Below are 15,224 nucleotides of genomic sequence, written 5' to 3' on the forward strand. Positions count from 1 at the left end.
CCTAAGGTATATGCTGATCTTGTGGCGTATTGCACGCGCGACACTTGGGCAATGGTCGCAATTCATCAGGAATTGCTGGCGATGTGAGCTGTGGCGCATACCGCAAGACTTTTGCGACTGAGCTCTGCGGGGTATCTGTGTGATCTGTCGGCGTTGAGGCAACCGAAATACTCAATCTTGCCACTCCAACCGATACAAGGCGTGGTGACCGCGTAGACCTTTCAGAAGTCTGGGTTCAATTTCAGAGCAGCCTGATCAGATCATTTCAATCTTCGCCGTCGGATAAACTTCTGTTCTGCATTTCAGCAGCCCGTAGCTTGTCGATTGCCGCAGCGCGGTTTTTTTGCATTTTTGTCTTCGGGCCTTGCTTGTATGCCCTAAGGTTATCCAACTTTGGTCCTCAAATAGAAGTACTTAAAAATGCTCTGTCACGCATCAGCTTGTTATGATTGCCAGAATACTGGCACGACGCTTTTTACACAGCTTCTCTTAACCGCATTGCGACACCGCGCCTAGTCGGTAGCATTGGTGGTGTGTCAGTATGGTTTAACTCGGCCAACGTTTCTAATCGCAAAGAAATCTGGGGAGTTTTTCTATCTCCTAGTCTAGAAACTCCCACATGAGCCGTTATCCATTGCCTTTAGGATCACGTTTTCCGTGAGTATCGCTATCGATGATTTGACCCTTTTTATGAACAGCGCCATCGCGTGAAGCATGCTCTCTCACCTCGCCGCCTCCAGTCGATATTGCTAATTTTTTGGCTATTTCTTGGGCTTCCGCCTTCGTTCTTGCGGTTGCAGACGCTTTCTGTCCACCCGCTTTTAAAACCTTCCAACCCTCGCCATCTTTCGAAATATGATAATCAGACACTCAGTGAATCCTAGATTTTTTCAGCATTACACATGATGATAGAAGCACAACCATCGGTTGCGTCAAGAGTTTCCGCAAGGTAGCCCTGTTTATTAGACTTCAGGTTGCCGCGTCCAAGGTTTTGGGCCAAAGATGCAAATCTTTGGGCGAAATGCAAAGCTATGGGCGCACCTACAAAAATTGTAGGTGTGCTCATAACGCTGCGCGCGCAACACTGATTACATTCAGAAAATTACGGAGTCTGCGCCCATAACCTTGCGCGAGATTTGCGCATAAGTTTGCATTTTTTGCCCATAAGTTTGCGCGGCGCGTAGAATGCGTTCAATTTATAGTAGTCCTTGCATAACTCAATCGACTTTCGACGCTCATCCATAATCAAGAGTGCACTCTGGTCGAAAAAATTCAACCCTAGTCAGTGGGAAACAGTTCTAAGGCAATTGTGAGAGACTTGTTGGCCAAGATAACGTCGAGCGCCTTGTCTGAGCCGATCTTATTTTCCTAGCTAGTACCGCATACTCATTATCGAGCATCCGAAAGTGACGGCGCCGAGATCGGTTGCCTGCCATTGAAGCTGAAGCTTCGGGTTGAGATCAATGCCAGCTGATCAGTCGAGACGCGGATTCACTTGCGGAGCTACGGCGCATCTCGCCCGAAGCGCTGGTTGAGGTAGGACAATCTGGATGGATGCAATAACTATTCCTACGCGGGCGATATTGCTGTCCACCTGCTCGTGCAGGACCCGGTGGCCACCTTCAAATTGCGGACATTAGCATTCGGGCCAAGTCGTCAGGCCTATCGATCATCACGTAGTGCCCGAATGGCACCGAAATCGCCGTCCACCCCGGCTGATGTTGATATCGCTCGAAAAAAGGTTGGCCAAGCCCTGGAACCCAGCCGGTGGCATAGATGTAGGTCCGCTTTAACACCTTGGCTCCGCCGCTCACCAGTTGAATCGGTTGCTCAAATGTCTTGAGTGGTTGCGCGACAGTTCGGCGGTCCACCCACGCACAGTCTGCTCCGTTCGCCGAAAAAGCCTCCGCTGGGCCCGGCGCGACTTTACCATCGACGGCACTATCACGAAGCCCCGCCGCGATATCCGCAGGCAAAACGTCCAAGGCAGCCTGCCCATCGCCCGGCACGAGCGCATCGAGGAACACAAGTGAGCGAATTTGGTCGGGCGCTCTATCCGCGACTCCGGTGACAACCATGCCGCCATAGCTATGACCACACAAAACAATGTCGGAGAGTTCTTCGCACGTGATCACCCCCAGGACATCCTCGATATGCATGGCCAGATCGGTTTCGTCACTCACGAGGTGAGCACGTTCACCCACCCCTGTCAGTGTCGGGGTGAAAACGTCGTGGCCCTCCCTGCGCAGAAGGGCGGCTACGCGCGCCCAGCACCATCCTCCTTGCCACGCTCCATGGACCAAAACAAATGTCGCCATACCCGCTCAACTCCGTCGATACTGTAATGACATTAGATTCAACAGGGCCGCCTCGTCCACATCATCGTTTGGACGTTCAGCGTCGATCCCCTGCATATCTACACGGCTCTCGAACCCTTCAATCAAATGGCCATACTAAAATCATAAATTACGATTTGATTATACATTATGTATGAGTATCCTCCCACATAGAAACAGCATGTAGAGCGAAGCCGCAGGAGGTATTGGTGGGTCACGTTAAGTCGTTAGTCGCGATTTCGCTAACTGCATTGGTAACAATATTCCCCAACCCAAGCGTCGCAAACGAAATCTCAGAGCAGATTGCTTCTCTACTCGGTGCCAAGTTGGACGTGAGTAGCACGCTACCTGACAGCAAGAGCTTGGATGCTGAAATCCTAGTGCCGCGTTTTTACGAAGAGAGGGACTTCACTCCTGCGTGGGCACGCGATGTATTGTCGGACGAACTCTTTGATGAGTTGGATAGTGCAATAGAACAGGGCTTCAGACCAGAAGACTTTGACTTAGCGGAGCTTCAAGCCGCTTTTAAGGCCGCCCAAAGTGGGGATGTTTCTAATCAAGCATTGTTCGATATTCTGGCAACTGACGCTGCCGTGAAATTGGTTCATCATTTGGTGTTCGGGAAAGTTGACCCAAATGCACTAGACGACGATTGGAACTTCTCAAAGCCGGTCATTCAACAAGACCCAGCCGTTGTCCTGAATCAGTTTCTTCAAGGTGAAGGTTTTAGCGCGTTAATCGAACGCATCGATATCGACAATGCGCAGTATATGATGCTTGTCGAAGCACTGAGTAAGTATAAGGCCATTGCTTTACAGGGCGGTTGGACCAATGTTCCGGATGAAACCGTTCTTAAACCAGAAATGGTAGATCCTGCCGTCGCTAAGCTGCGCGAAAGGCTGGCGGCAGAAGGCTACGTTGAAACAAGCGGTTCTTCTGAAGATGGCGAAAACGGCACAAACCCAGCTTGGGTTTACGACGATAGCTTGGTGAAAATAGTCAAATCTTTTCAGAGTCGGCATGGATTGGAAGCCGATGGGGTCATTGGCGGTAAGACGTTCGCATCGCTAAACAAACCGGTGGCAGACCGCATAAACAAGCTGCGTCTCAGCTTGGAACGCGGCCGATGGCTTATGCGGGAAGTCGACGACGAATTCGTGCTGGTGAACATTGCAGGAGCCCGCACATATTTGGTCACATCGGATGGCACGCTTTGGACCACTAGATCAATCACAGGTTCAGCCTACCGAAAGACCCCGGTGTTTCGAGACGAAATCAAGTACATGGAATTCAATCCCACCTGGACCGTTCCCGCCTCGATTTTTCGTAAAGACAAACTTTCGCGCATCCGCAAGGATCCAGCCTATCTGACACGAAACAACTATGTCGTTCGGAACAAGGATGGCCAGACGATCCCCGCAAATGCAGTAAACTGGGGGGCGAATAACCCCGGCGTGACCCTGGTTCAGCAGCCGGGCCCTGACAATGCGCTGGGTTTGGTTAAGTTCATGTTTCCAAACAAATACGCTGTATACTTGCACGACACAAACGACAAAACCCTATTTGACCGAAACGAGAGAAATCTCAGTTCCGGCTGCGTTCGCCTTGAGTATCCGTTCGAGTTCGCGAGCCTTCTGATGGAGGGAGAGCCAGATTGGAGCCGACAGAAGATGCAGTCCATTCTGGATAGCGGGAAGACAACGCGCGTTGATCTACCTGAGCCAATGCCAGTTCTTTTGACATACTGGACAGCGTGGGTCGAAGACGGGGTCGTTCATTTCCGCGAGGACCCATACGAGCGGGATGCTCGTATCCTGACAGCATTGGACCGATGAGCACGAAATGCGCGGCGCGCGAGAACCGAATTATGTGCCCAACTTTTTCAGTAGATTGGCAAACGCTGAATTGCAGATAGGCAAAACGGTGTAGGCGACGAAAGGGGGATGCATGAGGACTTGGCTGTTTAGGACAATTGGGATTGTCGTACTACTTGTGTTTGCAACAATCGCACTTGTTTGGTTGCTACTTGCTGCGCCGCTATTCTCGGAGATGCGACGTGACCTGGTCGAAAAAGTCCTTTCTGAACAAATCGGACAACCGATTGTGGTCAACGACGATGTTAGTGTCGCGCTTGGACGCATTACCCACATTTACGTCGGTGGTGTGGTTATCCCGAGCCAAACAATGCCGGAAACATCTCTTGCAGAATTGAACCTTCTGGAACTGGAATTGGATGTTGCCGCTTTGGCCAATCGACGCCTGCACTTTGACAACCTCGTCGTTGACGGTCTCCAGGTGAATTTCCTTACAGCTGCTGACGGCACTACAAGTTGGCGAAAAGGCCGACCGACGCCAAAACCTGAACCCGAAAACGCCACGGAAGAGGACAATCAAGAGGCTATTGCTGAGACAGGCGGGTCCAATGAGGGCGACCCAGAAGGTAGCGGGATCCTCTCATTCCTGAGCGACAAGAATGTAGCTTTCACATCCATTGGGTTGAACATTGATGATCAAACCACTGGCTTTTCGTTCGTGTTTGACCTCCAGTCTCTCACTCTGGAACAGGTAGACAAAGGGCAAAGAACAAAGGTCTCGGGGACAGGCTCCGTCAACGGCCAAAGTTTCGAAATCGAGGGTGACTATCCTCATAGTGCACCGTTTACGACGCGTGCCAATTTTGGCGAAATGACGGTAAGCTACGACGGCGAACCATTTTCAGAAAGCGAGGGAGGCGGCTATCGTGCTGTCTTGCAAATGGACACTGGTGAATTCGGTGACTTTCTTGAAGTCATTGGGCTGGAGCGAGTTCTGGAAGGGAATGGCCAGTTGCAAGCAGAGCTTGTTTCTCAGGATGCTCTGAAAATCGAGACCTTCACGACCACCGTAAACCTTGAGGACGGACAGCAACTTACAGCTGAAGGGTCGATAGAAGACCTCTACACAGCTCGGGGCGTTGATCTGTTATTCGACGCGCGGCTATATCCTGAGGGGCAGCCGCCGAACGCTGCAAAGAGTTTCCAAGAGCTGAAGTTTACAGCCTTTGAAATGCACATGGTGGGATCCCTTGCGTCTTTCGAGTTCGAGAAACTTCTGTTCCAAACTAACGCATTTGATCAAGGCCTGGACGTGATCGGACCAGCCTCTATCGAACGCATTCGCCGCATGCCCGATGGTCGGCTTGCGATGCTGGGCATCGCCTTACAGGCTGGACCCGTAGAGGACCCAATTCTAAAGGCCGACGGCGAAATTCTCGACCTGCTTCAGCTTCAGGACGTGACTTTCGAAGGCACACTCAACGGGCCGGCCAAATTGATTTTGCCAAATATGGATGAAGATTTTGTCGATCAGCTCGGTGGCATAAATGCCGACTTCAGCTTGTCCAATGAAGGAGGGCCTGTTTCGCTCAACAGGTTTAATGCAACCACCTATGGCACAGATCTTTGGGCGCTTGACCTCGCGCTATCGGTCAGCGAATTGAAAGGGCTGTCAGGCCTTGATTTTGACGTGAAACTGGATGTCAGCGACGGAGCTAGTTTTCTGACTGCGCTCAAGTTGCAACCTGTCGAGATTGGCGCACTTGCCGTCGATGCAGAGACGTCAAAGCAGGGCGAGGACTTCACTGCCTCAATTGAGTTTGAAGCCGGTTCGTCACACTTACTGGCCGCTTTGGATGCAAAATTTCCCGAGGGCGCTTCTGTCGTTCGCGGAAACGTTGCGAGTAAAAGGCTCGATTTAAACGATCTAAAAAACCTGACCGCTACGCTGGACCAGCTCAAAAGCTTGGTAGGCGACGCTTCAAAAGATCCTGAAACCGACGTACAGCCCTTGGTTCTACCGAAGGAAACCAATGTGCAGCCCCTGGTTTTACCAAAGCAGAAAGGAAAACCTGCCGATCTTCTGGATGTGCAGCGCGTACTGAGAGAGGCAGACGTCGAGGTACAAATCGACTTTGAGGAGATTGTTGGCCAACAAGGCGTAACTTCTGTTTCCAGCCAATTGTCTGCAAAAGAAGGGACCGTAGATTTTGGCCCGCTCCAATTGGCATATGGCGGTGGAAACTTCAGCCTACGGGCAGTGATGGATCTGATTGACTCACCTGATTGGCTCTCCTTGTCGGGGTCAACCTCAGGATGGGAATTCGGAGAGATTCTCGATGAACTGGGTATCGGGATAGATGCCTATGGACGTTTGAGTGGTGAGTTCAACGTTTCAGGCAGTACCGCGTCTGGCAATGCGTTTGTGAATTCCATGCGCGGCACTGCTTCTTTGTCGATGTCGCAAGGCTATGTCAGCACCAGCCTTCTGGAGTTGGCAGGGCTTGGTGTTTTCCCTTGGCTGTTTTCAGAGGAACTCCGTCAAGGTTACACGGACATAACATGCGTTGTGGCACCAATTAACATCGAAGCCGGCCGGGTAAGCTCAGACTCCATCGTGGTTGAAACGGGTTCTGTTCAATTGGTGGCCAAGGGCCAAGTGGATTGGGTCAAAGATACTATTGCGATCAGGGCAGAACCTCGTCGAGTTGGCAATCCGTTATCCCGTAGCGCGTGGCCGTTTGACGTGACTGGCCAACTTTCGTCACCGAAGTTCAAGTTGGATGTGGGTGGATCCAGAAACAAGGCTCCGGAAGGTGCTGATGCGATGCCAGCAGATAGGCAACCGTGCGTGCCAGACATGAATCAGCTTCAATAGTCGGTCACGACCTAGTTCTTGAGTGGTTCAGGCTGTTCTGCCTGACATGTCAAAACGGCCTCGATGGCTTTTGAGGACCCACTTAGATCAAGTTCCACTTCGGCCCCACTTTCACCAATTATCGTGACGCTTTGGCGCTTGCCGAATTCCGTTACAAACGCAGGGTTGTCGAAAAAGGCGTAACCCCCGGGGACGCCATTCTTGAAAACACCTATGGCTTCGCCTTCAAACTTTGCGTCACCAAAATCGAAGTTCACGATGCCGGTCGACCCGTCCTCAATCTGAACCCAGGCCGGATTGTAGGCGGCAAAGAAACCGCCAGCCTGATTGGGTGCGACGCCAATTTCAACTGTCATGTCGTCTTCGAAGGGCTTCCACGCGAGGCAGCCGTTTCCTTTCTCGAGGTCGATCAAAATTGTCCAGTCGCCAGACTCACCCCACCGCTCCATACCAGCGGCAAGAGCGCCACTCGCGAGAAGCGTTACCATTGCAGTAAATGCCCAATTGATCATCTGGAACCTCAAAACGTTCTGAAAACTATTTCATTAATCCTACCCATTGCTCTGGATCAATCAAACTAATCCGACAACCTGCAATGGAAGGGTTTAGTGGACCCAGAGTGGACGTGGTATTCTTTTACTCCGCTATATGAGCAAGCTTTCCATCCCATTCTTCGGTGGGAATCTTAGGACTTGGCGGGTCAGCCATGTAGGACGGTGTCATAATTTGCGTACCGTTCTCGTTGAACACTTCCACGATGTTTTGGTGTAGATCAGACAGAATCTTAGGCAAACTCGATCCTCGAGATGTGTATGCGTTAATTTCGTAATTGATGGCATAGTCAGCCAACTGTGTCCAAAGTACAAAAGGCTCCGGGTTTTTCTTCAAACCCTGTGTGCGATGAGCCGCCTCTATCAACATTGCCGTGATTTTTTTTGGCGGCTCCTCGTACCCGATCCCGACCGTTGTGTGAACGAGAAGGCCTCGACCATCGACTTTGCGCGAATAATTCACGACTTCTGAGTTCAACAACTGAGCGTTTGGAATACTGATCATTTCGTTTTTGATGGATTTGATAAGTGTTTCCATAAGCTTGATTTCGGTTACGTCCCCTATCTTGTCGCCAACCATTATTCGATCACCAACATTCGTGCTGCGCCGATAGATGACAAACAGACCTGCCATCATGTTCGATACAACTGTGTTAGATCCCAACGAGACCATGATACCGGCAAGAATTGTCAGGCCTTGAAACGCCCGGGAACCTGAGCCCGGAATGTATGGGTAGGCGAACACCAGTGCGATCACGATGATCAAAGCCCTGAACAGCATGTTCGTTGGCGCGATCCAGTGCGCCTCGAAATCTTTGATTTCGAATGCACCGTTCTCCAGGTTGTCAAAGAACAGATCGAGGCCGCGGATCGCAAATCGACATAAGGCTGCAATAATCACCAGCATGATCAGGTTTGGGATGTACCCAACGACAGCCAGCACAACATTTATCAATGGCTCACTAACGTACTTTAGAAGAACTTGAGCGATGGCCTGGGTTTCCGCGAAAGACAGCAAAACCAAGGACAGGTAGTAATAGAGAAAAAACAGAAACAGCACCCACATCAAAGCATGAATTGAATAAACGATGATAGACGCGATTGCCCTGCTTCGTAGGATTGACTTTGTAGCTTCCTCGACGCTTTCCGCTCTCTTTTCCAAGTTGTTTCTGACATAGCCCAGAAACTTCTTCCGTTTGGCAAAGAAGAAGTATGACACCAGTGCAAACAACGCCGTCCAAGCAACAGCGGCCAAGGCGCTGTCAACGCGGCCTTCGCTGGATCGCGCTTCCCGGTACTTTAAAATGGCATTTTCGATGGCCTCTGCTTGCAGCCCGGCCAGAACTTCAATGTCCATCTGTTCGTGGTCGGCATCAGCCTGAGTGGTAATAGTGACCATATGGCCGTCGACGCGTACGAGTTGTCCAAATTCAGCCCGGGAGATTTGGATGCCGACCGTTTTGCTCTCTGATCTATCCGCAACTTGAGCAATTCTTTCTTCAATCTTTGCGGCCCTGTCCGTTGCGGGCAATGCGCTGGATCCGCGGACGACAAAAAGCTCATCCCCGTCGACAATGACCGGTGCTATGAATTCGGGATCTTCTCGCTCTTGCTGCGGCAGCAGTATTTCTTCTGACTGGGCCGAGGCTACACTGCAAAGAAGCAGAAAGGACATCATCCATATTACTAATGCTCTCATGTCTTTGCTCCTTCCACTGGAATCAGGTGAACATCGCGCTGCGGGAACGGTATTGATATTCCCTCTTGGTCAAACCGCTCCTTGGCTTGTCCTGTGAGGTCCCAATAGACAGTCCAATAGTCGTCAGACTTGGACCACGGTCGACAAAAGATATTGACTGAATTGTCGCCAAGTTCACCAACAAATATTTCTGGATCAGGCGACTTCAGGCATAGTTCATGTCTTGCGACCAATTCCTTCAGAACATCGATTGCGTGAGCAGCGTTGTCTGAATACGCGATCCCAAAAACCAGATCGACGCGACGCTCATCAGATGCGCTGACATTTGTGATTACGTCACCCCAGATCTTACTATTCGGCACAATGATGATCTGGTTGTCGAAGGTTCGGATTTTTGTCGAAACGACCGACATCTCGTCAACAAAACCAGATGACCCGCTAACCTGAATATAGTCTCCGGTATCGAATGGCTTCAAAACCATGATCATCAGACCGCTGGCGAGATTGCCTAGCGTTTCCTGAAGCGCAAAGCCAAGAATGAAAGACAAACCACCAAATATTGCAAACAAAGGAGTGACGTTCACACCGAACAAGGCAAGTACAACCAGAATGCCGAGAATAAAGACCGCCCAAAACACTGCGGTCGCAATGAATTTCTTAAGCATCCGCGATATTGTTGGTATCTTTTCAAGACCGCGCTCAGTTAAACGACGCACCATTTTGGCTACAAACATCATAACCCAAACAGCAGCCAAAACACCCAACCCAGCCAATAGAAGACCAGCACCTCCCTCCCAGGAAACCAACCATTGGAGAGCGTTGTGAAATAAAGTCTGTAAATCCGTTGTTTTAAGCACGCCAGTTTTGAGCGCTAATAGATAATCGGTATGCGGTTTCAGGTCTTCTTCGGCGGCACCCTTTAGGGCCCATTCGTTCAAGACCAGTGTGTAATTATCCAAAATTACAGTGCCAGTGTCGTTTATCAAAGAAAGCTGTGATCTCAGGTCATCTTCTTGCGCTTCGTTTCCGGCCTGAAGGCTAAGATTGATACGGGCAATTTCTTCAAGTTAGTTGCGAACATGATTTTGCCAGGCAACAGCAATTTCTGAAAGCTCATCAGTCGTCAGCGGAACAAGCAGTATCTCCAGGTCACCGGCAGAAATTGATTTGTCGGCAACCTGAGTTAAGAGATCTTCTTGCTGTACCTCGGCAGGTTCCTGTTCACTCGCCGCGTTCTGTGCGTACGCTGGAACAGCGTTTGACGTCGAAACCGCCGCAGCAAAGAGCAAAATAACCAAACCGTAGATGTATCGCGTCATGACACTAAAGCTCCCACATAAAGACTGAAGAGATCATAAGGAGACCGAAAAGGTCTGCCATCAAAAATAGTTGGGGGCGACCCACTCACTTGCCGCCCCCGCCCGTTCCGGCCAAAATGAAGCCCGAACGGAAACTGCTACCCGGCATTCATCAAAGATTGACCCTCAGTCTCAGTCCCAAGACCAGCGGGTCGTTCGAGTTTGATCCGGGATTTTTCAGGTATTGCACGTCTGCCGTCAGTGCCAGATTGTCGGCCAAGTCCAAACGGTAGAAAGCTTCAAGTGTCGTTTGATTGGGCAATCCCGGTGTCGTCAGGTCGGCAACAGTGGCCGCTATGCCAAGGAGATCATCATAGGTGCCAGGTCGCCACATCAAGCCTGCGTTGACTGCACGCCTGGCCAACGCACCGCCGCCATTGGACCATCCCAGCCGTCCGAAGATCATCAGTTGGTTGTCGAATGTATGGTTGGCAGAAAGTGTGGCTCCATATGTTTCCGGTACGCCAACTTGTTGGCGCGCATCTGTGTGAAACATCCCCAGATGAACGTTTGTCAGAAATCGTTTTGATTTTTCGGGCGTCCAGCCGATCTCGGCGTATTTGTAGAATTCGCTACCCCCGGAAAACCACTCGATGTCTGTGAGAGACCCATTGGCATCGCTGACCACCCCTAACGCATAAATTTGATCCGTCAGGTAGCCGCCGACCGTGACACCAAAACCGGGATCGGGGATTGGCAGCACCGGGCTAAACAGGATTGAATAGTTCGAAAAGGTCGTCCTTGGGTTCACGTAACCCAGAATGTCAGAGTAGTCGCCCGGATCGATCCGACCCGCCACCACTCCTCCTCGTCCGTTTGCGAAGGCTTGTTGCCAGTAAGCTACCGACAAGGTCGTGTTCGTGTCCCCAAACGTGACCGCAGTTGCCCCTTGATATCCAATTTGCGCAGGCAGTGCTGAGGGTGCAATGGACTGGCCCAACCGGTGTCGGTTCTCCAGAATAAAGACAAGGCTACCCGGGTTTTCACCACCCCGGTTTGCCAATTCCCACGTCCCAACCATCCTGAGCTGACCGGATGCAGATTCGTCCTGCCCGGTCAGGCTGTGAGAACTGCGTTGGTATAGCGCTTGGTAATCAAAGCTGAGCGCCAATCCGGTGTTTTCCCGAAATCGACCCAAAGCGGTTTCGGTTGGATCAATGGCACGGTCCAAACCGGGCCAACGCGAATCTTCCAGCCGGCGCAACCTGTCTTGCTCCTGCTGCGCGCTGGCTGATCCCGGACCACCCAACGATACCTGGGCTGCGGCCTTCAGTTTCGCCTGAGCAGCATTTTCCTGGGCTTCAGCCGCACCGCCAATTAGTGCAAAGGCGCTCAATAACGCGTTGGCAAGGGTCGGTCGTGAAGGAAGATATGATCTCTGGCGCAACGAACCTCCAATCACTTTATGCCATCCACAGCTTTGATTTCTGAAACACGTTCCAGCGCCACAGCCATGTCGGCGCTGCTCATCAATTCGATCATCTGGTAGTCATCCAACAAGCCGTCGCCTAGGCGGCTGACATAGAAGGCCTGGATAAAGCTTGGATCGTCTGGCAGTGAAACGGTGATGTAGTTCGTCCGGTTTCCAAGCCCCCAGTAATAGCTCAAAAGCTCTCCGCCGAGCGCTTCGATCCCGCCCTTCACCGAGGCTGCGCGATCCCCCGGATTGGCGATCTGCATCTCCCAAGCGGTGCTATTGGACGTGCCAATGAACAAAAACGTACGCATGCTTTCGGAATCTTCAGCAGCAACAATTGAACCACAGATCGCCATAAAGATGCCAAGGCTGAGATGTTTCACAGTCTTTCCTATCAGGGAAGATTTCTTGGCTGACGTGTGGGGTTATCAAAGATAGACCACCCTACTTTCCTTTTTCTTCCAGCGTATTCTTGTAGAATTTGCCGTCCTTCATGATGACGCGGATAGTATCAAACCCGCGATCACGCGGAGCGGCATCGAACCATTCCGGGTTGGCACCTAGGACCGACAAATCCTCAAGTGGGTTGCCATCGACCAGGAGAATATCTGCATAGGCACCGGCTTCAATGACGCCTAACTTGTTGGGGTATGGATTGCGTTTTCCCGTGAGTTGCGCGAGTTCGCCGCCCGTCGAGGTCGCGGCAACCAAGAACGCATGATTTCCGAACAAATCAGCAAAATAGTATTTCTCGAAGTCCCGATGTGACCTTCCAAACCCGATTGTCGATAATACTGTATCGACGTTATGCACGATCTTCGGCTTGTGCTTCTTGATGTATGAGATGAGGTTCTCTGATCCTTCAAGATACGCTTCGAGTTTCGGCTTTACAGTCGGCATCGCATAGTTTGGATGGCTCAAAAGTTGCGGATCCATACCCGCAACATTCAACGACCAAAAAATACCTTCATCTGCGATCCGTTTTACAGTGTCCTCTGTCACCATCTGGCCATGCTCCAATGATTTCACGCCTGCATCCAGTGCCATGGAAACCGTTTCGTCAGTATAGGCATGCACGGTGACGTACGTGTCAAAGAAAGACGCTGCTTCAACCGCTGCGGCCATTTCATCGACGCTGTAGGCAATTGACCACAAAGGGTCGAGTTCCGAGGAAACACCACCACCTGCCATGAGCTTCAAAAAACTCGCACCATGCGCAAAATTCAGTCGCGAAGCCTTGCGGATTTCGTCAATGCCATCCGCGACGTAAGACATGTTGAGCCTAGCGCCCATGTCCTCAGGAATTGTTTCAAAGGACATTTGAACCGGGTTACGCCAATCTCCGTGCCCAGATGTTGGCCCAATCGCGGCACCCGCCGTGTAGATGCGAGGCCCCTCAATGACGCCTTGGTCGATTAACTCGCGCAGACCGCTTCCCATTCCGCCTGTATCGCGTATCGTCGTATACCCGTCATACAGGTAGTCGGCGGCGTTCTCCGTCGCAACCGCGCCGACTTGGTCCCATTTCGCGGCTTGCAGTCCGGCAAATGTCTGAAAAACACCGGTAGCATAGATATGGGTATGGCTGTCGATTAGTCCCGGCATAAGCGTGCGTCCGCCGCCGTCGATCACGGTGGCGCCAGGCGCGTCGATGACCTCGGTGGACACTTCTTTGATCAAGTTGCCTTCAACCAAAACGCTGGCGTTCTCGATCCGCGCCTCGTTCACTCCGTCAAAGACATGGACGTTGGTGAACAGGGTTTGTGGCAGGGTGTCCTGCGCAAACGCGGCAGTGGCAGCGCAAAAAACCAGGCTCGCGACGGCACCCGTCTTTGTCGAAATACTCATGTCCTTCTCTCCCTTAAAATTTAGTGCGCGGGGTGCCGAGGTAAGTTCACCCCACGCGACACTCAGTCGAGTGTGTTCTTGTAGATCACGCCATCTTTCATGATGATCTTTAGATTGGTGTCGGGATCGGATAGCAGCAGGATGTCCTCCAGCGGGTTCCCGTCGACCAATAGAAGATCGGCGTATGCACCCACTTCGACCACACCCAGCGGGCCGTCCTGATAAGGATTGTTCAAACCAGTAAGACGGTTCATGCGTGCGCCGTTTGAAGTTGCGATGCGCAATATGTCGAAGGGTGTGAAATTCGCTTCAAGCAGGTATTTGAACTCGTCGCTCATCTTCTTGTCCTGCTCTAGCGTTTGGTCCCAGTTGTTGATGAGGTCAGTGCCCAGGGTATAGAGGTCGATCATGCCTGGCGTGGTTTGAATTACTTCAATCATGTTGGCCGCGGCATCCCGCACCGTCTTCCACTTCGCAAACGACGCTGGTGTGTAAAATGCTTCGGCCTGCTCGGTGGAGACCGAGTAGACCGGAGCCACGGCGGTCGCAAACATGATCTGTTTTTGAACCATGACCTCGGCCACTTCCGGAGTCAGAAACGGGATGTGTTCGACGGTCTTCGCGCCATTGTCGATACAGTTTCGGATCGCCTGTTCAGTGAACACATGGCAGGTCACATATGTGCCCCACTGTTCGGCGGTTTTGACTGCCATCTGGATTTCATCGGCTTGGTACTGAAGCGAATGCAGGGGGTCGAACTCGGACGTAACACCGCCGCTGACCATAATTTTGATCTGGGTTGCCCCGCGGCGCAGGTTCTCGCGTACGGCCATCCGGATCTGATCCGGCCCATCGGCTATAAAGCTCATTTCACTTTCGACCCAATGTGATGGTCCTTGCCCAGACAGTGTGGGATGCCGGTCGTTCAGTTTACGGAAGTCCGCGTGCCCGGATGTCTGGGTGATGAAGGCTTCAGAGGAGTAAATGCGCGGCCCGGGAAACATGCCGGAATCTATAATGCGAGCGATGGATTTTGCTGGTCCGCCTAGGTCCCGGACAGTGGTGAACCCATTCATCAGGATGCGTTCAGACCGAATTGTCGCGACGCCGCCAAGATGAAAGGGTGTGATATTCTGGCGCAAACCATCGCTGAGAGGGTTGAACACGGTAAGATGCACGTGTTGATCATGCATTCCGGGCATCAGTGTGCGCCCACCGCCCTCGATGATTTGCGCATTGGCAACGACAAGCGGCTCAGTCGAAACCTCGGCGATCAGGTTATCGACGACCAAAACGTTTGCGTTCTCGATCCGCGCCTCGTTC

At 51.7% G+C, this 15,224-nt stretch carries 13 protein-coding genes; 2 read left to right on the forward strand and 11 right to left on the reverse strand.

What is annotated here, in order from left to right; translation table 11 throughout:
- Nucleotides 1-627: 627 nt before the first annotated feature.
- From AC2FHW_RS17635 to AC2FHW_RS17645, 3 genes are all read right to left on the reverse strand, one after another.
- Entirely contained in the window at nucleotides 628-870 is a 243-nt protein-coding gene (locus AC2FHW_RS17635) for a DUF2188 domain-containing protein (RefSeq protein WP_271951937.1), read from the reverse strand.
- Nucleotides 871-880: 10 nt separating this feature from the next.
- Nucleotides 881-1,066 carry a hypothetical protein gene (locus AC2FHW_RS17640; RefSeq protein WP_271951938.1) on the reverse strand — a complete coding sequence of 62 codons (186 nt, stop codon included), beginning with the start codon at nucleotides 1,064-1,066 and terminating at the stop codon, nucleotides 881-883.
- A gap of 556 nt (nucleotides 1,067-1,622) precedes the next feature.
- Nucleotides 1,623-2,318, reverse strand: coding sequence for an alpha/beta fold hydrolase (locus tag AC2FHW_RS17645; RefSeq protein ID WP_271951940.1), 696 nt, complete (start codon nucleotides 2,316-2,318; stop codon nucleotides 1,623-1,625).
- A 227-nt stretch (nucleotides 2,319-2,545) separates the two neighbouring features.
- Between AC2FHW_RS17645 and AC2FHW_RS17650 the strand changes: the two genes are divergently transcribed.
- Nucleotides 2,546-4,171, forward strand: a complete 1,626-nt coding sequence (locus tag AC2FHW_RS17650) for a L,D-transpeptidase family protein (protein WP_271951942.1) — start codon at nucleotides 2,546-2,548, stop codon at nucleotides 4,169-4,171.
- A gap of 214 nt (nucleotides 4,172-4,385) precedes the next feature.
- Nucleotides 4,386-7,028 carry an AsmA family protein gene (locus AC2FHW_RS17655; RefSeq protein WP_496814430.1) on the forward strand — a complete coding sequence of 881 codons (2,643 nt, stop codon included), beginning with the start codon at nucleotides 4,386-4,388 and terminating at the stop codon, nucleotides 7,026-7,028.
- An 11-nt stretch (nucleotides 7,029-7,039) separates the two neighbouring features.
- Here the strand turns inward: AC2FHW_RS17655 and AC2FHW_RS17660 are convergent, their stop codons facing one another.
- The 8 genes from AC2FHW_RS17660 to AC2FHW_RS17695 all read right to left on the reverse strand — a co-directional run.
- Complete coding sequence (locus tag AC2FHW_RS17660; RefSeq protein ID WP_271951946.1) at nucleotides 7,040-7,516, reverse strand: hypothetical protein; 477 nt, start codon at nucleotides 7,514-7,516, stop codon at nucleotides 7,040-7,042.
- 148 nt (nucleotides 7,517-7,664) lie between these two features.
- Nucleotides 7,665-9,278, reverse strand: a complete 1,614-nt coding sequence (locus AC2FHW_RS17665; protein ID WP_271951948.1) for a mechanosensitive ion channel family protein — start codon at nucleotides 9,276-9,278, stop codon at nucleotides 7,665-7,667.
- Nucleotides 9,275-10,216 carry a mechanosensitive ion channel family protein gene (locus AC2FHW_RS17670; RefSeq protein ID WP_496822358.1) on the reverse strand — a complete coding sequence of 314 codons (942 nt, stop codon included), beginning with the start codon at nucleotides 10,214-10,216 and terminating at the stop codon, nucleotides 9,275-9,277. Before AC2FHW_RS17670 ends, AC2FHW_RS17665 begins: the two co-directional genes overlap by 4 nt.
- Nucleotides 10,217-10,345: 129 nt before the next feature.
- Nucleotides 10,346-10,597: a hypothetical protein gene (locus AC2FHW_RS17675; protein ID WP_496822360.1), complete on the reverse strand. Its 252-nt coding sequence runs from the start codon at nucleotides 10,595-10,597 to the stop codon at nucleotides 10,346-10,348.
- A 151-nt stretch (nucleotides 10,598-10,748) separates the two neighbouring features.
- Entirely contained in the window at nucleotides 10,749-11,972 is a 1,224-nt protein-coding gene (locus AC2FHW_RS17680) for a carbohydrate porin (RefSeq protein WP_271951952.1), read from the reverse strand.
- Nucleotides 11,973-12,034: 62 nt separating this feature from the next.
- Nucleotides 12,035-12,436 carry a hypothetical protein gene (locus AC2FHW_RS17685; RefSeq protein ID WP_496822362.1) on the reverse strand — a complete coding sequence of 134 codons (402 nt, stop codon included), beginning with the start codon at nucleotides 12,434-12,436 and terminating at the stop codon, nucleotides 12,035-12,037.
- A gap of 61 nt (nucleotides 12,437-12,497) precedes the next feature.
- Complete coding sequence (locus tag AC2FHW_RS17690; RefSeq protein ID WP_271951956.1) at nucleotides 12,498-13,901, reverse strand: metal-dependent hydrolase family protein; 1,404 nt, start codon at nucleotides 13,899-13,901, stop codon at nucleotides 12,498-12,500.
- A gap of 62 nt (nucleotides 13,902-13,963) precedes the next feature.
- On the reverse strand, nucleotides 13,964-15,224 hold a 1,261-nt coding region (locus AC2FHW_RS17695), incomplete at its 5' end, for a metal-dependent hydrolase family protein (RefSeq protein WP_496814434.1).

The organism is Ruegeria sp. YTSA108 (assembly GCF_059610185.1).